This window comes from Mesorhizobium sp. YL-MeA3-2017, from assembly GCF_030814575.1.
GTDB classification, from domain to species: domain Bacteria; phylum Pseudomonadota; class Alphaproteobacteria; order Rhizobiales; family Rhizobiaceae; genus Mesorhizobium; species Mesorhizobium terrae.
Genome location: NZ_JAUSVH010000001.1, coordinates 2,459,489 through 2,479,362 on the forward strand (window position 1 = coordinate 2,459,489; position 19,874 = coordinate 2,479,362).

Here is a 19,874-nt window from a genome sequence, read left to right on the forward strand (position 1 = left end):
ATCAACCGTCCCGCAAACGCCGGGCTTGCCCGGGTGTCATTCCGAAAAATTGCCGGAACGCCAATCCGAAGGCCGGAACGCTATCGAAGCCGGCGATGGCGGCGGCCCTGGTCGGTTGCATGCCCATCGTCAGGGCACTCAGCGCCTCGGTCAGACGCGTCTGCTGCCGCCATTGACGAAAACTGAGGCCGGTTTCCACGCGGAACAACCTGGCCAGGGTGCGGCTGGATGCATTCGCCACCTCGCCCCATTGTTCCAGGTTCCTTTTGTCGTCCGGACGATCGCGAAGGCCCGAGACCACGCGAAGAAGACGGGCATCGCGCGGCAGCGGCAACCGCATCGGCAACGGCGTCGATCTGGCTATTTCGTCGAGGATCAGTTCCGCCAGATGATAACCCCTGCCCTGTGTTTCCCATTCGATCGGCTCGGCGCAGACAGCGATGACAATCTCACGCAGCAGGCCCGATACGGTTATGACCTTCGGCTGGTCTCCCACCCGCCTTGCCGCGTCTTCCCTGAGGAAAAGCTCGCGCATGGCGACGGGGCCGTCCATGCTGACGGCGTGCGGTACATCTGTCGGCAGGAACAATGCCGTGGTCGGCGGAACGAGATAACTCGAACCCCGCGTTTCGACGCGCATCAGGCCCGACACCGCATGCAGCAACTGGGCGCGCGGATGGCTGTGGAACCCTGTCGAGAGCCCCGACGGATAGTCGCGGGCATATCCCACGACCGATCGCGGCGCCGTCTCGAAAGGCAGGATTTCGGCCTGTCTTGTTGGCGACAGAAAATGGCCGGTTGTCTCCATTCGACAAGCGTAGCCTGCTGGTCGCGCTTTTCAAGACAGGCGCGAGATCGCGAACCTTTCATGGAGACACGGCAATGAGCGACGGCCTTTTTCAAAAGATTGGATACGTAAAGTCGGACCAGCTGGTCGATGGTCCCATCACGCCGGGCCAGAACCGGCGAAAGGCGTTGGAAGCCGGCGACCTTTGGGTCGGCCAGTGCCACGTGACCGCGCTCGCCGAACCAAGCCAGTGGCATCACCATCAGGAGTTCGACAGCGTGATGTTCATGCTGTCCGGTCGTATTCGCGTGGATTACGGCGAAAACGGCGCTGAATCATTCGAGATCGGCAAGGGCGATTACGCGTATTTTCCACGCCGCGCGATCCATCGCTGCCAGATTGTCGAGGGCGGCGACGATGTTCACTACGTTTTCGTCCGCGTCGGGCGTGGCGAAACGGTCGTCAATGTCGACGGCCCGGACGTCGTCGCCCCGTAGGCCTGATTTTCACGCGTCGTTTGCGCGAACCGGTTCCCGACGTTTCCCGATGTCGAGCCGATCTCAAACGAGATCGGCCTTCAGCCGGTCGAGGATCGAAACCGCATGCGTGGCGTATTCGCTGATCCAGCGGTCGTGGATGCGCTTGATCGGCAGCGCGTCGAGATGGTTCCAGCGTTCGCGCCCTTCGCGGCGCGCCACCACCAGGCCGGCGTCTTCCAGCACCTTCAGGTGCATCATCACCGTGCAGCGGTCCATGTCGGCGTGAATTTCGCACAAGGTGCCGGTCGTTTTCGGCCCGTCCTTCAGTTCGTCCAGGATCATGCGGCGGCGCGGATGCGCCAAGGCCTTGAAAACATGGTCGTCTTTGACTTCACTTGACATGTTATGTTTTTATAACACAATGGGCGAAATTTCAAGCAGGAGCCTGTGGACATGTCCATCGCATTCAGGATTTCGGGCCGCATCGGCAGGCCCGTGGCCGAAGTGTTCGACGCCGTCGTCAATCCAACCAAGCTAAGCGGCTATTTCACCACTGTCCGCGGCGCCTCGGCGCCGCTGGTCGCCGGCACCACCGTCACCTGGTGGGGGGAAATCCCGGTCGAGGTCGACGAAGTGGTGCCCGAGCGCCGGATCGTTTTGCGTTGGGACGGCAGCGGGCCGGACGAGAAGCCGGCTTACAAGACCCGTATCGAGATGAACTTCGAACCCCTGGACGACGGCGGCACCTTCGTCACCATCGCCGAGGAGGGCTGGCGCGAGACCGAGACCGGGCGCAAGCGCTCCTACATCAACTGCGAAGGCTGGTCGCAGATGCTCGCCTGCATGAAGGCCTATGTCGAACACGGCATCAATCTGCGCGACGGCTACTACCGCTCCGAGATGAGGGGCGAGCCGGCCAATCCCGACAACATCTGAACCACATCGAACGGAGACCCCATGACCGTAAAACTCGAAGGCGGCATCAACATCGCCATGAAGGTGCCGAGCCACCAGTATGAAACGACCATCGCCTTCTACCGCGACACCGTCGGCCTTGAGCCGATCACAGAGAAAGCGCCGGCGGTCGGCTTCAAGCTCGGCCCCAACCAACTCTGGATCGACGAGGGCGCGACGATGAGCCAGGCCGAGGTCTGGCTGGAGCTGTTCACGCCCGATTCCACCGGCGCGCTGCGCCAATTGGCCGATGCCGGCGTGGTGCGCTGCGATCCGATCGAACCGCTCGGCGATGGCTTTCGCGGCGGCTGGGTCATGAACCCCGCCAACATCGTCCATATGGTGCGCGAACCGGACGCGTGGTGACGCCACGTGAACCCCAACCGAAATGCTGGCCTGAAGGAGCAGCGAGATGGAATTGCATGAAGCCCCCGTCGCCTCGGTCGGAATGCTGATCCGCAAACCCGTCGCGACCGTCTACGAAGCCTTCGTCGATCCGGCGGTCACGTCGAAATTCTGGTTCACCCATGGCAGCGCCCGGCTCGATGCCGGCCGTCCCGTCGAATGGGAATGGCGCATGTACGCCTTCAAGTCGCCGGTCGAGGTCAGGGAACTGGTGAAGGACAAGAAGATCGTCGTCGGCTGGGGCGATCCCGCCACTACGGTGGAATGGACCTTCACCCCGATGCTGGACGGCGCCGCCACCTTCGTCGCCATCCGCAATTCGGGCTTCCAGGGCAGCCTCGACGCACAGGTCAAAAGCGCGCTGGATTCCACCGACGGCTTCGCACTGGTTCTCGCCGGCGCCAAGGCATGGCTGGAGCAAGGCATCGCCATCGGCCTAATCGTCGACCGGCATCCGCAAGGCGTGCCTGGAGCATAAGACCAGGCGCCTCACCTTCTCCCACAAGGGGAGAAGGAAGCGCCCTTTTACTTCCCCCCGCTCTTCTTCTTGCGCCGGGCCAGCATGTTCAAACCCTCGACCAGCGCCGAGAAGCCCATGGCGGCATAGATGTAGCCCTTGGGCACATGGTAGCCCATGCCGTCGGCGATCAGCGTCATGCCGATCATCAACAGGAAGCCCAGCGCCAGCATGACGATGGTCGGGTTCTTGGCGATGAAATTGGCCAGCGGTGTCGCCGCCACCAGCATCACGCCGACAGTGACGATCACCGCGATATACATGATGGCGATCTCGTCGGTCATGCCGACGGCGGTGATGATGGAATCGATCGAGAACACCAGGTCGAGCAGCAGGATCTGGAAGATCGCTGCGCCCAGGCTCATCTGCAGCGTGCCGCCGATCATCGTGTCCTGATGGTCCTCGGGATCGACGGTGTGGTGGATTTCCTTGGTCGCCTTCCACACCAGGAACAGGCCGCCGGCGATCAGGATGAGGTCGCGCCATGAGAAGCCCTGACCAAAGACGGTGAAGACCGGCGTCGTCAGCTGCACGATGATCGAGATCGTCGCCAGCAGCAAAAGCCGCATGATCAGCGCCGCGCCGATGCCCAGCCGGCGCGCCTGCGCGCGCTGCGCTTCCGGCAGCTTGTTGGTCAGGATCGAGATGAAGATCAGATTGTCGATGCCGAGCACGATCTCGAGCACGACCAGCGTGATCAGCGCCGCCCAGGCGGTCGGGTCATTGACGAAGGCGAAATGCGGCGCAAGAAACTCTATGAGCTGCATGGAGGTCGTTCTCCCCTCAAACGATCTGAAGCAGGCGTGTCATGTCCGGCGGCAGTTAGGTATGGCTGCCGCCGTCTTCAATGTCATGACCAGAAGGACGGCGCGGTTTCTTCCAGTCTCGGTCCGCGGCGAAACGGCGCAATGCGCTCGGCAAGGCCGGTGCGGTCCGAAATATCGACACCGACGCCGCACAGCGTTGCCGGTCCGTTGGCCGCCTCGAAGCGGCCCTTCGGCACTTTGGAGAGGAACCGGTTGAGCGGCTCCTCCTTGTCCATGCCAAGCGAGGAATCGTAGTCGCCGCACATGCCGGCGTCGGTCATGTAGGCGGTGCCGCCATTGAGGATCTGATGGTCGCCCGTTGGCTGGTGCGTGTGCGTGCCCACCACCAGCGAGGCGCGGCCGTCGACGAAATGCGCGAAGCACATCTTTTCGCTCGTCGCCTCGGCGTGGAAATCGATCACCACCGCGTCGGCCTGTTCGCCGAGCGGACAGGCGGCCAGCTCGCGCTCGCCCGCCTGGAACGGATCGTCGAGCTCGGGATGCATGAACACCCGGCCCATGATGTTGGAGACCAGCACGCGCGCGCCGTTCTTGGCGATATAGACGCCGGAGCCGCGCCCTGGCGTGCCCTTTGGAAAATTCGCGGGCCTGAGAAACCGCTGCTCGCGCGGCGCGAAGGCAAGCGCCTCGCGCTGGTCCCAGACATGATTGCCGGTGGTCACCACGTCGGCGCCTGCGGCGATCGTCTCGCGGAAAATCTCTTCGGTGATGCCGAAGCCGCCGGCGGCGTTCTCGCCATTGACGATGACGAAATCCAGCCGGAAATCGGAGATCAGCCCGGGCAGCTGCTCCCACACCGCCGTACGGCCCGTCTTGCCCACCATGTCGCCGAGGAAAAGAAGTCTCATGAGACGCTTCTACAGGGCTGTAGCGAAATCATGCAAGTGGAGGCGCGGCACACCAGGCTCAATCCCACAGCAACCCGTGCTTGCTCGACTGTGGAACTGCGATAGACTTGCGACACGCGCACACTGAGAGGTGTCAGTGATGACAAGGAAGGCAATTCTGCTTGCCTATTTCGAGCCAATTTCGCTCGGGCTTCTGTTTGCGCTCGGCGCGTATCTCAACGGCGATCCCGCCAAGACCGTATTTCTGAAGTCGCTGATTGGGCCGATGTACATTCTGGCCAGCCTTGGACTGAGACAGCATTTCACCCGAGACAACGACGCCACACGCAGCACGACCACATGGGTGGAGTTCCTGCTGCTGGACTCCGCTCTCCTCTCGGCTGCCCTGATCCTGATTTTGCCCGACAAGACGGAAAGCGCCGTCCATTTGATCGGCGTGTTCGCGATCATGACCCTTGCCATGACCGCTTTGAGAATGCTCATTCGTTGGCTCTGGCCAGCACGCGGCGGGATCCAACCCTAGCGTTGTTCAGCCTACGGCGCTTCGAACCGCCGCAACCCGCTTTCGGTCAAAATTTCCGGGACGATCACGTCGTGCGCTTCGTCCGGCACCTTTGCGACCTCCTGGCAATTGAAGGCGATGCCGATCAGCCGGGGTTCCTTGCCGGCGTCCTGCAGCCTGGCGATCGCCCGGTCGTAATAGCCGGCGCCATAGCCGATGCGGTGGCCGCGCGCGTCGAAGGCGGCAAGCGGGATGAGCATGATCGCCGGGTCGAGAACCTCGGCCTCTTCGTGCGGGCCGACCGTGCCGAACCCCATGTCAACCATCGGCGCCCCGCGCACCAGTTCGCGAAAGACGATGGTGGTCTTGTCGAGGATCGCCGGCAGGCACAGCCTTGCCCCGTGCTCGCGCAGTGCGAACATCATCGGCCGCACGTCGACCTCCGAGCGCATCGGCCAGAAGCCGGAGACGATCGCGCCTGGTTCGAAGGCAATCCGATCCCGCGCGGTCTCGGCCATTTCCAGCGAGGCCTCGATGCGCCAGAACGGGTCGAGCGCGTCGCGGCGGGCCAGCGCCTCCTTGCGCAGTTCTTTCTTCAGGGTTCTGGATTGCGTCATCATGCGATCTTTATAGAAGGGTCGCGCGACCAAACGCCAGAGCCGCCATCATGCCAGATCGTTCGCAATCGTTGCCAATCGTCATCAGGCAGGCCGGCATCGCCGAACGCTTGTTGCTGGAAGACCTGCAGCGCCGGGCTTCCCTGGCCTCGCCAAGCGATCAGGCACAGTTGCTTGCCCATCCCGATGCAATCGAGCTGCCGGCCGAACAGATCGCGGCCGGACTGGTCTATGTCGCGGAGCGGCAGGGGCGGATAGTGGGATTTGGCGTGATGCTGCCGCAATCGGAAGACGAAGCCGAACTCGACGGCCTCTTCGTCGAGCCGGACAACTGGAAGCAGGGAATCGGCAGGCTGCTCGTGGCGCATCTGGAACGGGTCGCGATCGACGCTGGCGCGACATGGCTGCGCGTTCTCGCCAATCCCGATGCGCTCAGCTTCTACGAAGCCTGCGGCTTCACCCGCATCGGCGAACAGCAGATGCGTTTCGGCGCCGCCATCGTCATGCGCAAGCTTTTGCCTGCCGGTCGGGGAGGTGAGTGACGATCCACGCGACCGGTGGAGAAGTTGATCCCGGGAACCTACAAAGTAGGTGGGCGCCATATGTCCGAACCCACGGGTCCGGTCAGGGACAGCTCCCTTCGAGATCAATAAGGCCCCGGGGAAATGTCTCTCCTGCCGCGAGGCGCAGACCGTCACCGGCAAATATAGAGCGATGCCGACCGCCTTGCCAGAGGCGATCGAACATTAGCCGCTCCCCTTGTGGAGAAGCGACGAAACCGGACGCTTGCCCCTGCCGCAACCCGCCTCTAGGCTCGTCGCGACGGAACTGGAGTTTTTGATGCGTTTTGAAGGAACCTCGGCCTATGTCGCCGACAAGGACCTGATGGTGGCGGTCAACGCGGCGATCGCGCTCGAGCGGCCGCTGTTGGTCAAGGGCGAGCCAGGCACCGGCAAGACCGAGCTTGCCCGCCAGGTGGCGGCGGGCCTCGACCTCGAGCTGATCGAATGGAACGTGAAGTCCACCACCAAGGCGCAGCAGGGCCTCTACGAATACGATGCCGTCTCGCGCCTGCGCGACAGCCAGCTGGGCGATGCCCGCTTCAACGACATCGCCAACTACATCAAGCGCGGCAAGCTGTGGGATGCCTTCGCCGCCGGCAAGAAGATCGTGCTTCTGATCGACGAGATCGACAAGGCCGACATCGAGTTCCCCAACGACCTGTTGCAGGAACTCGACCGCATGGAGTTCTTTGTCTACGAGACCGGCGAGACGATCCGCGCCGCGGTGCGCCCCATCGTCATCATCACCTCCAACAACGAGAAGGAATTGCCCGACGCCTTCCTGCGCCGCTGCTTCTTCCACTACATCCGCTTCCCCGACGTCGACACGCTGCATCGCATCGTCGACGTGCATTATCCCGGCATCAAGCAGAGCCTGGTGCGTGCAGCACTCACCCAGTTCTACGAGATCCGCGAAGTGCCGGGCCTGAAGAAAAAACCCTCGACCTCGGAGGCGCTCGACTGGATTCGCCTTCTGGTCGCCGACGACGTCTCGCCGGAAGACCTGCGCGCCGACCCCAAGAACGCGCTACCCAAGCTGCACGGCGCGCTCTTGAAGAACGAACAGGATGTTCACCTTTTCGAGCGGCTGGCGTTCATGGCCAGACGGCAGGGGTGAGAAGCGGTCCGCGATAGCGATCCCAGGCACGGTGCCGCTGGCCGGCGCTCCTTGCAATTTTTGCGGTGTCGCCAAATACGCCGCCGTCATTCCGGCCGAGCGCAGCGAGAGCCGGAACCCATTGGCCGCCCTATCGTCGAGCCCGGCCCGATCCTCGTCTTCAACCGTCCATGCGGCTGAACCGGTGCTGTGCGCTTCATTCCCGTCAACGCGAACCCAGGTCCCGGCCGTGCTGCTCAATGGGTTCCGGGTCTGCGCTCGCCTTGCTCGCTTGCCCGGAATGACGAACGCGGCGCCACGATGCCGTTTGCCGGCACGATCTGCGATTTTTGCGATGTCGCCAGCATACGCCGCCGTCATTCCGGCCGAGCGGAGCGAGAGCCGGAACCCATTGGCCGCAACATCGTCGAGCCCGGCCCGGTCCTCGCCCTGCACCGTTCGAGTCACTAACGTTTGCGCGAACCCAGGTCCCGGCCGTACCGCTTTATGGGTCCAGATCTACCCTCGCCTTGCTCGCTTGCCCGGAATGACGAACACGGCGCAAACGCGCCTCTAACAACAAAAACCCCGCGCCTGTGCCATCGCGCCGACGGCGCGTGCCGGGCTAGAACATCGGCGTAATTCAGGGGAACCGCACCATGTCCGACATCGTCATCCGCCCTCTCGAACAGTCCGACCATGCCGAATGGCGCCGGTTGTGGGTCGCCTATCTCAAATTCTACAACACCATTTTGCCGGCGGAGACCTTTGAGCTCACCTGGAAGCGGCTGTTCACGCCGGGCGAATACGAGCCGCGCGGCTTCATCGCGCTTCTCGATAGCAAGCCCGTCGGCCTGACCCATTACATGTATCATCGCTCCTGCTGGGCGGAGGCCAACAATTGCTATCTGCAGGACTTGTTCGCCGACCCGGACATCCGCGGCAAGGGCGTGGGTTCGGCGCTGATCGACGCGGTCAAGCAAGAGGCGAAGGCGGCCGGCGTCACCAATGTCTACTGGATGACGCATGAGACCAACGCCACCGCGCGCAAGCTCTACGACCGTGTCGCGCGGCGCACCGGCTTCATCGAATACGATCTGCTGTAATCAGGCCTTCCGGTGGTACCTGCCCGGGGCCGCCGGGATATTAGGGCGCCGCGCGTCCATTCGGACGCGCAAAGGTCGTTCCAACACTTTGAATTTGCGCATCAGCTCGACTTGTCGGCCACCCAGTCGTGCCAGTCTTCTTCCGAGCCGTGGAAGGCGTTGAGGTCGATGCGGCCGGCGACGCCGTGCGACAGGCCGGAACCGGAGTACTGCCAGAACACCCATTTGCGGCCGGGATAGACCTTGCCCGGATGCTGTGCCACCGCGCGCAGCCAGAACGAATAGTCCAGGAATTCGCCCTTGAGGTTGTCGCGGTAGAAGTCCGGCGCCGTATAGATGACCGGACGCTGGCCGTAGTGGCGCTCCAGCTTGTCCATGAACACCTTCATCTTCTCCAGCACCTTTTCGCGCGACGGGCGGCGCGTGCAGCTGGACTCGCCATTATATTCGACATCGATGACCGGCGGCAGCGCGCCGGCCACCTTCGGCACGTTGCGGATGAACCAGTCGGCCTGTTCGCCGGCAGTGCGGCACCAGTAGAAGAAGTGATAGGCGCCGCGCCTGAGGCCGGCCTCGTTTGCCTCGCGCCAGTTCTTCTTGAACATCGGGTCGAGGTGGTCGCCGCCGTCGGTGGCCTTGATATAGGCGAAGTTGGCGCCCTGCGAGCGCAGCTTGTCCCAGTCGATGTCGCCTTGCCAGCGCGAGACATCGACGCCGTGCACGGCGAGCTGCTTGGGCGAAGTGGCGCGGCCGAAATTGATCGGCTTGGCGTCGCGGAAGCGCCGGGCGAAAACCTCGCCGCGCACGATCGCCGCCTTGCGGATCACCGGCTTTTCCGCCGGCGTCATGATCGCGGGCTTCGCCGTGGGCATCGCGGCAGGCATCGGCATGACCGGCATGCTGGGCTGCGGACCGGCAAAGGATTCCGTCTCGGGGAATGACGGCTCCTGCATGGGCGCCGCCATCGCCATTTGCGGCGCCGGCGCCGCGCGCAGTTCGGACTTGATATCGGCGGTCGGCACCGGGCTGTTCGGCCGGGCGATCGAGCTGGTCGTCTCCGACGACGGCCCCGGCGCCAGGATCTCGTCCATGCCCGAACGGGAAGCGCAGCTGGCAAGCGCCGCGCAGGCAAGCAGGATAGCCGACACCGTGGTGAAACGCATGAGAACCCGTACGCAAAACAAGAACCGGAGACGGAAGCCGATACCGCGGCCCCATCAGTTCCAATTGCTAACGGGAAATTACCAAAAAAGGCTGAATCTTATTTTTACCAAGAGTGTGGCGTTCCTACCCTCTTCCCTTCTCCCCTTGCGGGAGAAGGTGGCCGAGCCCCGGCGGCATAGCCGCCGTAGGCGAGGTCGGATGAGGGGTGTTGGCCAGAGCGCGACCTTTCCGAACTTGGAATGATCACAAGATAGCGCCAATTCCTTGATCGTCTCGTTTCTTCCAACACCCCTCATCCGTCTCGGCGCTGCGCGCCGAGCCACCTTCTCCCGCAAGGGGAGAAGGTCGAGTTCCCGCCCTTGCCTCCCCGCCACCGCCGAAGCAAAATGGCGGCATGTTCATCCCCTTCTTCCTCGAACTGAAGGCCGCCAAGGTTCCCGTCTCGCTGCGGGAATACCTCACTCTGCTGGAAAGCCTGGAAGCCGATCTCGTCAGCTACGATGTCGAGGGCTTCTATTATCTCGCCCGCGCCACACTGGTGAAGGACGAGCGCCACATCGACCGCTTCGACCAGGTGTTTTCGCATTATTTCAAGGGCGTCGAGGCGATCTCGGGCGAAGGCGGCATCGACGTCGCCGCCCTCCCCGAAGACTGGCTGCGCCGGCTGGCCGAAAAGACGCTGACCGAGGAGGAGAAGAAGCTGGTCGAAGCGCTCGGCGGCTTTGAGAAGCTGATGGAGACGCTGAAGCAGCGGCTGGAGGAACAGAAGGGCCGCCACCAGGGCGGCTCGAAATGGATCGGCACCGCCGGCACCTCACCCTTCGGCGCCTATGGCTACAATCCCGAGGGCGTGCGCATCGGCCAGGACGAAAGCCGCCACCGCCGCGCGGTGAAGGTCTGGGACAAGCGCGAGTTCAGGAACTTCGACGACAGCGTCGAGCTCGGCACCCGCAACATCAAAGTCGCGCTGAAACGCCTGCGCCGCTGGGTGCGCGAAGGCGCCGAGGAGGAACTGGACCTGCCGGGCACCATCCATGCCACCGCCGAGCATGGCTATCTCGACGTCCAGACCCGTCCCGAGCGGCGCAATGCGGTCAAGCTCCTGATGTTCTTCGATGTCGGCGGCTCGATGGACGACCACATCAAGGTTGTCGAGGAGCTGTTTTCGGCAGCCAAAACCGAGTTCCGGCAGCTCGAATATTTCTACTTCCACAACTGCCTTTACGAGGACGTCTGGAAGGACAACCGCCGCCGCTACACCGAGAAGATCCCGACCTTCGACGTGCTGCACAAATATGGCCACGACTATAAGGTGATCTTCGTCGGCGACGCCGCGATGAGCCCTTATGAGATCGTCTCACCCGGCGGCGCGGTCGAGCACTGGAACAAGGAAGCCGGCACGATTTGGCTGCAGCGCGTGCTCCACCAATGGCCGAACGCGGTCTGGCTCAACCCGACGCGCGAGCAGCACTGGGGCTACACGCATTCCATCAGCATGATCCACGACATCTTCGGCGGCCGCATGTACCCGCTGACGCTGGCCGGCCTCGAAACCGCAACCCGGCAATTGTCGCGCAAGCATTGAACGGCGCATCGCTCCCCTTCTCCTTTTGGGGGAGAAGGTGCCTGAGCAGGCGGCGAAGCCGCCGTAAGCGAGGGCGGATGAGGGGTGCTGGACGGAGCGCGACCGCTCAAACTCCGTCCAGCACCCCTGATCGCTTTCGCTTCAGCGGCCACGCCGCCGAGCCCCACAAGGGAAGGTCGAGATTGCCTCCAAAACAAAAAACCCGGCCATTTCGGCCGGGTTTTCGTGAACTCAATCGGAAGGAGCTATTCAGGCAGCTTCTTCCTGCTCGGTCTCTTCATTGTCGGCCTTGGTGCCGCGCTTGGGGCCCTTGTTGAGGTTGACCTCGATCAGGCGCACGGCTTCGGTTTCCGACATGCGGTTGACGGCGGCGATCTCGCGGGCCATGCGGTCGAGCGCGGCTTCATAAAGCTGGCGCTCGGAATAGGACTGCTCCGGCTGGTTTTCGGCGCGGTAGAGATCGCGCACCACTTCCGAGATCGAGATCAGGTCGCCGGAATTGATCTTCGCATCATATTCCTGGGCGCGGCGCGACCACATGGTGCGCTTCACGCGGGCACGACCCTGCACCACCTTCAGCGCGCGGTCGACATAGTCGGTTTCGGAAAGCTTGCGCATGCCGATCGAGGTCGCCTTGGCGACCGGCACCTTCAGGCGCATCTTGTCCTTCTGGAAATCAATGACGAACAGCTCCAGCTTGTGGCCCGCCACTTCCTGCTCGTCGATCGAGACGATCTGGCCGACGCCGTGCGCCGGATAGACGATGAACTCGCCGGTCTTGAAACCGTGACGTGCTGCGGATACGGACTTCTTCTGCGGGGTTGTCGTTGCCATTACGCCCTGAACTCCTTGTTGTGGTGCCGGCAGGTCTCTGCCGGCAGAACTGGGGCCGCCGGATCAGATCCGGCCCGGAATGCCACACAACAAGCGAAACCCACCGGAAAAGTCCTGCGCCGGCCGGCCGCAAGACTGCGTCCGCCTGACCCAGAGTGCTCTGGTCCGGATATGGAATTCACCTTTCGATGATTAGGGGCGTCTGCGCCATAAATCGACGTTGTGTCATCGGCATGTTTTTTCCGTGTAACACAAAAAGCCGCAAGAATCAAGATTTTGCTGCACGCGCGAAGGATACACGCAACCACCTATGTCAAGGTGGTTAGCACAATCCTGTTGTCGCAGCCCCGCGCCTGGAAGGCGTCAATCGCCGCCGCCCGGCTCCGCTGAAAAGTACTTTTCGAACTTCTCGGTCTCGCCGTCGAACTGCTTGGCGTCGGCCGGCGCGTCCTTCTTGGTGGTGATGTTAGGCCACTTCTCGGCGTATTCGGTGTTGATCTGCAGCCACTTGTCGAGCCCCGGCTCGGTGTCCGGCTTGATCGCGTCGGCAGGGCACTCCGGCTCGCACACGCCGCAGTCGATGCACTCATCCGGGTGGATGACGAGCATGTTCTCGCCTTCGTAGAAACAGTCGACCGGACACACCTCGACGCAATCCATGTACTTGCATTTGATGCAATTATCGGTGACGAGGTAGGTCATCAGGCGGCTCCGGGAAGGTCCCGTTCTCTTTTCTATTGTTGCCGGTCAGGTAACGTCTTTGCCGCGCGCTTGCAAGGCCGGCGCATGCCAAGGAATTGGCCCAGGTCGGAATAGCTTTCCACGGCACGATGCGCGACGGCACGCGCGTCCTCAGTTTTCGTCCCTGAGACGATCGGTTTGCCGCCGTTCCCGCTTGGTCGGCCGGCCGCTGCCCGCATCGCGCAGCGGCGCGATCGCGTCGGGCACAGTCTCGGCCTTCGGCGTTGGCGCCGGCGACATGTCCTCGTAAAGCGTGCGCGCCTCCTCCGCCGGGCCACGGCGGATGCCGGGTGCCAACACCTTCCACACCAGGATGCGGCCGTCGAGCGTGATGGTCAGCACGTCGCCGATCTTGACCAGATCGGACGCCTGCGTTGCTTTGTCGCGGTTGATGCGAACGCGGCCCGCCACCGCCAGTTTCGCAGCCAGCGAGCGCGATTTCACCGCGCGGGCGAAGAACAGCCACTTGTCGATGCGCTGGCGACCCTCGGCGGCCATCGGTTCAAAACCCGAGGCGGCGCGCCGAAAGGCCTGGCCGCGACATCTACTTCTTCAACTGGTCGCGCAAGGCGGCCAGCTTGGCGAATGGCGAATCGGGATCGAAGCGCACCGGGCGCTCCTCGCGCGGCTTCGGCTGGAAAGCCGGCTTGCCGCCCTTGCCCTCCGGCCGGCGACCGTCGGGTTTGCCGCCCTTCCAGTCGCCGCGCCCCTCGCGCCGATCCTGGCGGTCGCCCTGCGGCTTGCCGCCGGGACGACCCGGGCGGCCGCCATCGCCATTGGCGCGCTCCTTGGAGCGGTCGCGGGAGAAGCGCTCGCGGCCATTGCCTTGCTCGGCGCCCTCGCGACCGCCCGGCTGGCGGTTCTGCTCGCCACCCGGCTGGTTGCCGCGATTGCCGCGCTGGTGGCGGTTGTCGCGCCGGTGTTCGAAACGCGCCTGCCGCCACAGAAGAATCGGCTTCGGCTCCTCTGCTTCTGCGGCAGTCGCGTCGGCCTTGCTCTCTTCGGCTTCCGGAGCAGCCGCGGCAGCTTCCGCCACGACGGGCTCGGCTTTCTCGGCTTCGCCAGCCGGCTCGGCCGTTTCCGCAGCCAACTCGACTTCATCGGTGACCGGCTCGGCTGTCTCGGCAACCTCAGCGACTGGCTCGGCCGTCTCCACGACAGCCTCGTCGCCAGCATCCGGCGCGTCGACCGTTTCTTCCGCCAAAGCGATCGGCTCGGAAACCTGTTCGGCCGGCTCCGCGCTGGCGGCTGCTTCGTCCGTCGCCTCGGCGGTGCTTTCGTCGGCGCTCGGCGCGGCCTCTTGCGCAGCGGCAGCATCGGCCGCCTGCCGTGCCGCCTTCGCGGCCGCGTCGGCCACCGCCTTGGCTTCCGCTGCCTCGCGCACGGCGGCGTCGAGCGCTTCGGTTTTCGCCTTCACCTCGGCCGCCGGCTTCGGCTCGGCGCGATAGCCGAGACCTTTGAGGATCTCTTCCATGTCGTCGGCGGTGGCGCCGAGGATCGACATCATCGGCGGCGTCACCATGAAGGCCTGGCCGTCATAGGCGCCGTCCGGACGCGGACCGAGGCCCGGCTTCCAGTTGGTCGCCGGCCGGATCAGGTCGGCCAGCCGCTCCAGAATGTCGACGCGCACCGCACGGCGGCCGAGATTGCGGTAGCCGGCAAGCCGGTAGAACGCCTTGTCGAACGCCTGGTCGATGACGACGGAGGTGCGGCCGGAAGCCAGCGCATGCACGACGTCGCCGAAGCCCGGCTTTTCCTTGCCGTCGTTCTTCAGTGCCCACAACAGCGTCACCAGGCCGGCGGGTGCCGGCTTGATCAACGACGGCACGAACACGTGGTAGGCGCCGAAGCGCACGCCGAGCCGGCGCAGCGCCGCGCGGCCTTCCTGGTCCAGCGTGCGCATCTCCTCGGCGATGTCGCGCCGGTTGATAAGGCCGAAATGCTCGACCAGCTGGAAGGCGATGCCGCGCGCGATACCGGTCAGCTGCTCGGCGTTCTTGAGGTCCACCAGCGGCTTCAGGAACTGCTCGATCTGGAAATTGACGAAGCGCTCGGCGCGCGCCGCCACCTTGTCGCGGGCCGGGCCGGTCAGTTGTTCGTCGGCCAGAAGCACCAGGCGCGGCTTCAGCGCGTCCTCGCCGGCCACCAGCGTGCCGATCGGCGCACCGATCCAGCGCAGCACGCCGTCGGAGCCAAGTGCGATGTCATTGTTGCCGGACGCGGCGAAGCGTTCGGCGCGCGCTTCGAATTCGGAAGCCAGCGCCTTTTGCGCGGCCGCGCGCACGGCCTTGGCGTCTTCGCCGCCGGCGCCCTGGTCCGCCGTGAAGCGGAACCCTTGCAATTCGCCGACATGATGGCCCTCGACGAGGACGGTTCCGGTAGGGCTGATTTCGGCTTCAGGCATGGTATTTTCTCTAAGGCGCCGCATGAGGACGGAAGTCCTGCGATCAACGAAGCGTTTCGTCAACCGCTCATGTAACGCGTCCGACAATCTGTCCTCGATTTCACGTGTCTTTTCTTGCCAGTGTGTCGGATCGGCAAGCCAACCTGGACGGTTGGATACAAAAGTCCACGTCCTGATCTGCGCGATGCGGTGCGAAAGCGTGTCGATGTCGCCCTCGGTCGTGTCGGCGCGGCGCACCTGTTCGGCCATGTAGGCTTCGTCGACATGGCCGCGCCTGGCGAGGTCCATATAAATGGAAGCGACGAGGTCGGCATGCTGGGCCGGCGCGATCTTGCGGTAGTCCGGCAGCGCGCAGGCTTCCCACAGAAGCGCCACGCGCTCGCGGCCCGTCGCCAGGCTGCGGATCTCGCCGTCCTTGGACAAAAATTCCAGCGCCTGCGCGTCCACCGCCGGCAGCGCGCGGGTCAGACCTTCCACCGGCGCATTGGTCTCGATCGAGCGCTTCAGCGCGTCGAGGCTGGCGTAGTCGAAGCTGGCGGTGCGCCATTGCAGCACCTTCACCGGCTCGAAGTCATGGCCTTCGATCTTCTGCACCAGGTCTTCGTCGAACGGATCGACCTGGCCGGTGACGCCGAACGTGCCGTCGCGCAGATGGCGGCCGGCGCGGCCGGCGATCTGGCCGAGCTCAGCGGCGGTGAGATTGCGGTACTGATAGCCGTCGAACTTGCGGTTCTGGGCGAAGGCGACGTGGTCGACATCGAGGTTGAGCCCCATGCCGATCGCGTCGGTGGCGATCAGATAGTCGACATCGCCTGACTGGTAGAGCGCCACCTGGGCGTTGCGGGTGCGGGGCGACAGCGCGCCGAGCACGACGGCGGCGCCGCCTTGCTGGCGGCGGATCAGCTCGGCGATGCCATAGACCTCGTCGGCCGAGAAGGCGACGATGGCCGAGCGCCGCGGCAGGCGGGTGAGCTTCTTCGAGCCGGCGTAGGCGAGATGCGACAGGCGCGGCCTGGTCACCACCGAAACGCCCCTGAGCAGCTTCTGCAGGATGCCGTGCATGGTGGCCGCACCCAGAAGCAGCGTCTCCTGCCGACCGCGCAGATTGAGGATGCGGTCGGTGAAGATATGGCCACGCTCGAGATCGCCAGCCAGCTGCACCTCGTCGATGGCGACGAAGGCGGCGTCGGTCTCGCGCGGCAGCGCCTCGACCGTATGCACGGAATATTTCGCCCCGGCCGGCTGGATCTTTTCCTCGCCGGTGACCAGCGCAACCTTGTGGGCGCCGATCTTCTCGCAGAGACGTGTGTAGACCTCGCGCGCCAGAAGGCGCAGCGGCAGGCCGATGATGCCGCTCTCATGCGCCACCATGCGCTCGATGGCGAGATGGGTCTTGCCGGTGTTGGTCGGGCCGAGCACCGCCGTGACGTCGCGGCCCGACAGGATCAACGGCTCATTCGATTTGGGATGGATGTTCATCAGCCCGGAAGCAGGGACCTTTTTCCCGTGATCGGCACCGGGCAAGCCCGGCGACTGGCGACACATAGGCATTCACGCGACGAAGCGAAAGCACAATGTTCGCAAAACCGTCGCAGCCGGGTTCGGCATGCCGGTTTTTGCACCGCGCCATTAACGTCCGGAACGAGTCTGGAACGAATCGGCGACGAATCACTGACTCGTGATGATTCATGTTTCGTTCACGGCTATATGTGGGACTGTGACCGGCCAATCGCACCACATGCTGAATCGGCTAACCGCCTCGCATGTCGGCCGCGGAACATCGCCGTTAACTTTTGCCGGCAAGCGAGCCCCGTCGCTATGCCGGCTAACCGGAGACAGGGAACAAGCACCTGAAATCGCACGTCTTTCTTAACGGCAATTAACCAATTTCGCGGTCGCGACAGCCATTTCCATTAACAATCCGCTCAAAGCCGGAACGAATCGGCGACGAATCAGCGATGGCGAAAGTTTCCCGGTTTGTTCACCCCAACATCTTGTGTTGTGCACAGCTTGTCCACCGACGATTCACAACTTGGCCGGGCGAATGTTCTTAAGCCTCCCGTCAGCCGTTAACTTTTGTGTGCCGGGATGGGACGGTGGCGCGCGTCTCCTTCTCCCCTTGAGGGAGAAGGTGGCCGAGCCGAAGGCGAGGTCGGATGAGGGGTGTTGGACGGAGCGCATCTCTGCAAAATGTGGGATCAAGTTGAACTGAGGCGTTCGTTTTGATGCGCCCCATTTCTTCCAGCACCCCTCATCCGCCTTCGCCATGGCGGCTGTGCCGCCAGGCTCAGGCACCTTCTCCCGTAAGGGGAGAAGGTAAAGCTCTACCCTCAGCTGAAATACTGCCCGCCATTGGCCGAGATGGTCGAGCCGGTGATGAAGCCCGCTTCCTCGGAGGCCAGGAAAACCACGCAGCGCGCGATTTCCTCCGGCTCGCCGAGCCGCCCGACCGGGATCTGCGGGATGATGCGCTCGTTGAGCACCTTCTCGTCGATCGCCTTGACCATTTCGGTGGCGATGTAGCCCGGGCAGATCACGTTGACGGTGATGCCGGCGCGCGCGCCCTCCTGGGCCAGCGCCTTGGTGAAGCCGATGTCGCCGGCCTTGGAGGCCGAATAGTTGGCCTGGCCGGCCTGGCCCTTCTGGCCGTTGATGGAGGAGATGGTGATGATGCGGCCGAACTTGCGGTCGCGCATGCCGCTCCACAGCGGATGCGACATGTTGAAGACGCCGGACAGATTGGTGTCGATCACCTCTTTCCACTGCTGCGGCGTCATCTTGTGGAACATGGCGTCGCGGGTGATGCCGGCATTGTTGACGAGCACCGAAACCGCGCCGAGATCGGCCTCCACCTGTTTGACGCCGGCGACGCAGGCGTCATAGTCGGCCACCGACCATTTGTAGGTCTTGATCCCGGTTTCAGCCGTGAACTTCGCCGCCGCCTCGTCGTTGCCGGCATAGTTCGCCGCGACGGTGTAGCCGGCATTCTTCAAGCCGATCGAGATCGCGGCGCCGATGCCGCGCGAGCCTCCGGTGACGAGTGCGACCTTTGTCATGCGTTTCCCCTTTTTGCTGCATCATTCAATGGCTGGTCCGTATGACGGACTTTTGAAACCGACCCTTATGCCGGGCCTTCACAAACAACCTTCACAGACAAAATGGGCGGCTCCTTGGCCGCCCGTCTTGTTTTCGATCAAAGTGCCTCGACGCACATGGCGACGCCCATGCCGCCGCCGATGCATAGGGTGGCGAGCCCCTTCTTGGCGCCCCGGCGCCGCATCTCGTAGACCAGCGTGTTGAAGATGCGCGCGCCCGACGCGCCGATGGGGTGGCCGATGGCGATCGCTCCGCCATTGACGTTGACGATGTCCGGGTTCCAGCCGAGGCCCTTGTTGACCGCGCAGGCCTGCGCGGCGAAGGCCTCGTTGGCCTCGACCAGATCGAGGTCCGACACTTTCCAGCCGGCCTTTTCCAGCGCGCGCTTCGACGCCGGGATCGGGCCGGTGCCCATCACCGACGGATCGACGCCGGCGGTCGCCCAGGAGGCGATGCGCACGAGCGGGGTGATGCCGCGGCGCACGGCTTCGGCTTCCGTCATCAAAAGCGCGCCGGCGGCGCCGTCATTGATGCCGGAGGCGTTGGCGGCGGTCACCGTGCCGTCCTTGTCGAAGGCCGGCTTCAGCTTGGTCATCGCGTCCATCGTTGCGCCGTGGCGGATATATTCGTCCTGGTCGACGATGGTGTCGCCCTTCTTACCCTTGATGGTGAAGGCGACGATCTCGTCCTTGAACCGGCCGGCCTTCTGCGCGGCCTCGGCCTTGTTCTGCGAGGCGAGCGCGAAAGCGTCCTGGTCGTCGCGGGTGATCTGGAACTGCTTGGCGACGTTCTCGGCGGTGATGCCCATGTGATAGCCGTTGAAGGCATCCCACAGCCCGTCCTTGATCATCGTGTCGATCATCTTGTAGTCGCCCATCTTCACGCCGGCGCGCAGGTGCTGGGCGTGCGCCGACAGCGACATCGATTCCTGGCCGCCGGCCACGATCACCTTGGCGTCGCCGGAGGTGATCTGCTGCATGCCGATGGCGATCGCCCTCAGGCCCGAGCCGCAGACCTGGTTGAGGCCCCAGGCGGTCGTCTCGATCGGCAGGCCGGCATTGATCGACGCCTGGCGCGCCGGGTTCTGGCCCTGCGCCGCGGTCAGCACCTGGCCGAGGATCACCTCGTCGACTTCCGCCGCCTCGACGCCGGCCCGCGACAGCAATTCGCGGATCACCACCGCGCCCAGATCATGGGCGGGTGTCGCGGCGAAAGCTCCGTTGAAGGAGCCGACGGCCGTGCGCGCGGCACTGGCGACGACGATGGCGTTGGAAGCGGACATATTGTTCTCCAGACTTCTATTTGAACGGTTTGCAAGCTTTGCGTTCGACTTTTCTTGCCGGTTCCAG

22 protein-coding genes and 1 other RNA gene are annotated in these 19,874 nt (G+C 63.8%); 9 read left to right on the forward strand and 14 right to left on the reverse strand.

Going from position 1 to position 19,874, the window contains the following annotated elements; genetic code table 11:
* Position 1: 1 nt before the first annotated feature.
* Positions 2-808: an AraC family transcriptional regulator gene (locus QFZ88_RS11605; RefSeq protein WP_024922870.1), complete on the reverse strand. Its 807-nt coding sequence runs from the start codon at positions 806-808 to the stop codon at positions 2-4.
* Positions 809-882: 74 nt separating this feature from the next.
* On the opposite strand from QFZ88_RS11605, the gene QFZ88_RS11610 reads away from it, so the two are divergent.
* Entirely contained in the window at positions 883-1,284 is a 402-nt protein-coding gene (locus tag QFZ88_RS11610; RefSeq protein ID WP_024922871.1) for a cupin domain-containing protein, read from the forward strand.
* Positions 1,285-1,347: 63 nt separating this feature from the next.
* Here QFZ88_RS11610 and QFZ88_RS11615 read toward each other — a convergent pair whose 3' ends face one another.
* A complete protein-coding gene (locus tag QFZ88_RS11615) occupies positions 1,348-1,668 on the reverse strand; it encodes an ArsR/SmtB family transcription factor (protein WP_024922872.1) in 321 nt (106 codons plus the stop codon).
* 51 nt (positions 1,669-1,719) lie between these two features.
* Here QFZ88_RS11615 and QFZ88_RS11620 point away from each other — a divergent pair, with 51 nt between their 5' ends.
* The 3 genes from QFZ88_RS11620 to QFZ88_RS11630 are packed head-to-tail and all read left to right on the forward strand — an operon-like array spanning position 1,720 to position 3,103.
* Positions 1,720-2,202, forward strand: a complete 483-nt coding sequence (locus QFZ88_RS11620) for an SRPBCC domain-containing protein (protein ID WP_024922873.1) — start codon at positions 1,720-1,722, stop codon at positions 2,200-2,202.
* A 21-nt stretch (positions 2,203-2,223) separates the two neighbouring features.
* Positions 2,224-2,586 (forward strand): glyoxalase/bleomycin resistance/dioxygenase family protein, encoded by a 363-nt coding sequence (locus tag QFZ88_RS11625; RefSeq protein WP_024922874.1) that lies wholly within the window; start codon positions 2,224-2,226, stop codon positions 2,584-2,586.
* A gap of 46 nt (positions 2,587-2,632) precedes the next feature.
* Complete coding sequence (locus QFZ88_RS11630) at positions 2,633-3,103, forward strand: SRPBCC family protein (RefSeq protein ID WP_024922875.1); 471 nt, start codon at positions 2,633-2,635, stop codon at positions 3,101-3,103.
* A gap of 47 nt (positions 3,104-3,150) precedes the next feature.
* On the opposite strand, the gene QFZ88_RS11635 is transcribed toward QFZ88_RS11630, so the two are convergent.
* Together QFZ88_RS11635 and QFZ88_RS11640 are read right to left on the reverse strand one after the other, a co-directional pair.
* Positions 3,151-3,909 (reverse strand): TerC family protein, encoded by a 759-nt coding sequence (locus QFZ88_RS11635; RefSeq protein WP_024922876.1) that lies wholly within the window; start codon positions 3,907-3,909, stop codon positions 3,151-3,153.
* 83 nt (positions 3,910-3,992) lie between these two features.
* Positions 3,993-4,817 carry a TIGR00282 family metallophosphoesterase gene (locus QFZ88_RS11640; RefSeq protein ID WP_024922877.1) on the reverse strand — a complete coding sequence of 275 codons (825 nt, stop codon included), beginning with the start codon at positions 4,815-4,817 and terminating at the stop codon, positions 3,993-3,995.
* Between the two features lie 139 nt (positions 4,818-4,956).
* On the opposite strand from QFZ88_RS11640, the gene QFZ88_RS11645 reads away from it, so the two are divergent.
* The gene (locus tag QFZ88_RS11645) at positions 4,957-5,340 is read left to right on the forward strand and encodes a hypothetical protein (protein ID WP_024922878.1); all 384 of its coding nucleotides are present in this window, start codon (positions 4,957-4,959) and stop codon (positions 5,338-5,340) included.
* An 11-nt stretch (positions 5,341-5,351) separates the two neighbouring features.
* Here QFZ88_RS11645 and QFZ88_RS11650 read toward each other — a convergent pair whose 3' ends face one another.
* Entirely contained in the window at positions 5,352-5,936 is a 585-nt protein-coding gene (locus QFZ88_RS11650; protein ID WP_024922879.1) for a 5-formyltetrahydrofolate cyclo-ligase, read from the reverse strand.
* A gap of 50 nt (positions 5,937-5,986) precedes the next feature.
* Between QFZ88_RS11650 and QFZ88_RS11655 the strand changes: the two genes are divergently transcribed.
* A complete protein-coding gene (locus QFZ88_RS11655) occupies positions 5,987-6,478 on the forward strand; it encodes a GNAT family N-acetyltransferase (protein WP_036254063.1) in 492 nt (163 codons plus the stop codon).
* Here the strand turns inward: QFZ88_RS11655 and ssrS are convergent.
* Positions 6,476-6,632: non-coding RNA, 6S RNA (ssrS, locus tag QFZ88_RS11660), on the reverse strand. The two genes, QFZ88_RS11655 and ssrS, sit on opposite strands and share 3 nt — an antisense overlap.
* Positions 6,633-6,776: 144 nt before the next feature.
* On the opposite strand from ssrS, the gene QFZ88_RS11665 reads away from it, so the two are divergent.
* Positions 6,777-7,616, forward strand: coding sequence for an AAA family ATPase (locus QFZ88_RS11665; protein WP_024922881.1), 840 nt, complete (start codon positions 6,777-6,779; stop codon positions 7,614-7,616).
* Here the strand turns inward: QFZ88_RS11665 and QFZ88_RS11670 are convergent.
* Positions 7,527-8,051, reverse strand: coding sequence for a hypothetical protein (locus QFZ88_RS11670; protein ID WP_179654209.1), 525 nt, complete (start codon positions 8,049-8,051; stop codon positions 7,527-7,529). The two genes, QFZ88_RS11665 and QFZ88_RS11670, sit on opposite strands and share 90 nt — an antisense overlap.
* 203 nt (positions 8,052-8,254) lie before the next feature.
* Here QFZ88_RS11670 and QFZ88_RS11675 point away from each other — a divergent pair, with 203 nt between their 5' ends.
* Positions 8,255-8,701, forward strand: coding sequence for a GNAT family N-acetyltransferase (locus tag QFZ88_RS11675; protein WP_024922882.1), 447 nt, complete (start codon positions 8,255-8,257; stop codon positions 8,699-8,701).
* 101 nt (positions 8,702-8,802) lie between these two features.
* On the opposite strand, the gene QFZ88_RS11680 is transcribed toward QFZ88_RS11675, so the two are convergent.
* On the reverse strand, positions 8,803-9,864 hold the full coding sequence (locus tag QFZ88_RS11680; RefSeq protein WP_024922883.1) for a GH25 family lysozyme: 1,062 nt from the start codon (positions 9,862-9,864) through the stop codon (positions 8,803-8,805).
* A gap of 395 nt (positions 9,865-10,259) precedes the next feature.
* Between QFZ88_RS11680 and QFZ88_RS11685 the strand changes: the two genes are divergently transcribed.
* Positions 10,260-11,450: a vWA domain-containing protein gene (locus QFZ88_RS11685; protein WP_024922884.1), complete on the forward strand. Its 1,191-nt coding sequence runs from the start codon at positions 10,260-10,262 to the stop codon at positions 11,448-11,450.
* A 249-nt stretch (positions 11,451-11,699) separates the two neighbouring features.
* Here QFZ88_RS11685 and QFZ88_RS11690 read toward each other — a convergent pair whose 3' ends face one another.
* The 6 genes from QFZ88_RS11690 to QFZ88_RS11715 all read right to left on the reverse strand — a co-directional run bounded on the left by QFZ88_RS11690 (position 11,700) and on the right by QFZ88_RS11715 (position 19,807).
* A complete protein-coding gene (locus tag QFZ88_RS11690; RefSeq protein WP_024922885.1) occupies positions 11,700-12,284 on the reverse strand; it encodes a CarD family transcriptional regulator in 585 nt (194 codons plus the stop codon).
* Between the two features lie 363 nt (positions 12,285-12,647).
* Positions 12,648-12,986, reverse strand: coding sequence for a ferredoxin FdxA (gene fdxA / locus QFZ88_RS11695; RefSeq protein ID WP_024922886.1), 339 nt, complete (start codon positions 12,984-12,986; stop codon positions 12,648-12,650).
* Positions 12,987-13,136: 150 nt separating this feature from the next.
* Entirely contained in the window at positions 13,137-13,523 is a 387-nt protein-coding gene (locus tag QFZ88_RS11700) for an RNA-binding S4 domain-containing protein (protein ID WP_024922887.1), read from the reverse strand.
* Positions 13,524-13,569: 46 nt separating this feature from the next.
* Positions 13,570-16,908 (reverse strand): helicase-related protein, encoded by a 3,339-nt coding sequence (locus QFZ88_RS11705; protein WP_024922888.1) that lies wholly within the window; start codon positions 16,906-16,908, stop codon positions 13,570-13,572.
* An 851-nt stretch (positions 16,909-17,759) separates the two neighbouring features.
* Positions 17,760-18,485 carry an acetoacetyl-CoA reductase gene (phbB, locus tag QFZ88_RS11710; RefSeq protein WP_024922889.1) on the reverse strand — a complete coding sequence of 242 codons (726 nt, stop codon included), beginning with the start codon at positions 18,483-18,485 and terminating at the stop codon, positions 17,760-17,762.
* A 137-nt stretch (positions 18,486-18,622) separates the two neighbouring features.
* Positions 18,623-19,807: an acetyl-CoA C-acetyltransferase gene (locus tag QFZ88_RS11715; protein ID WP_024922890.1), complete on the reverse strand. Its 1,185-nt coding sequence runs from the start codon at positions 19,805-19,807 to the stop codon at positions 18,623-18,625.
* Between the last annotated feature and the right edge of the window lie 67 nt (positions 19,808-19,874).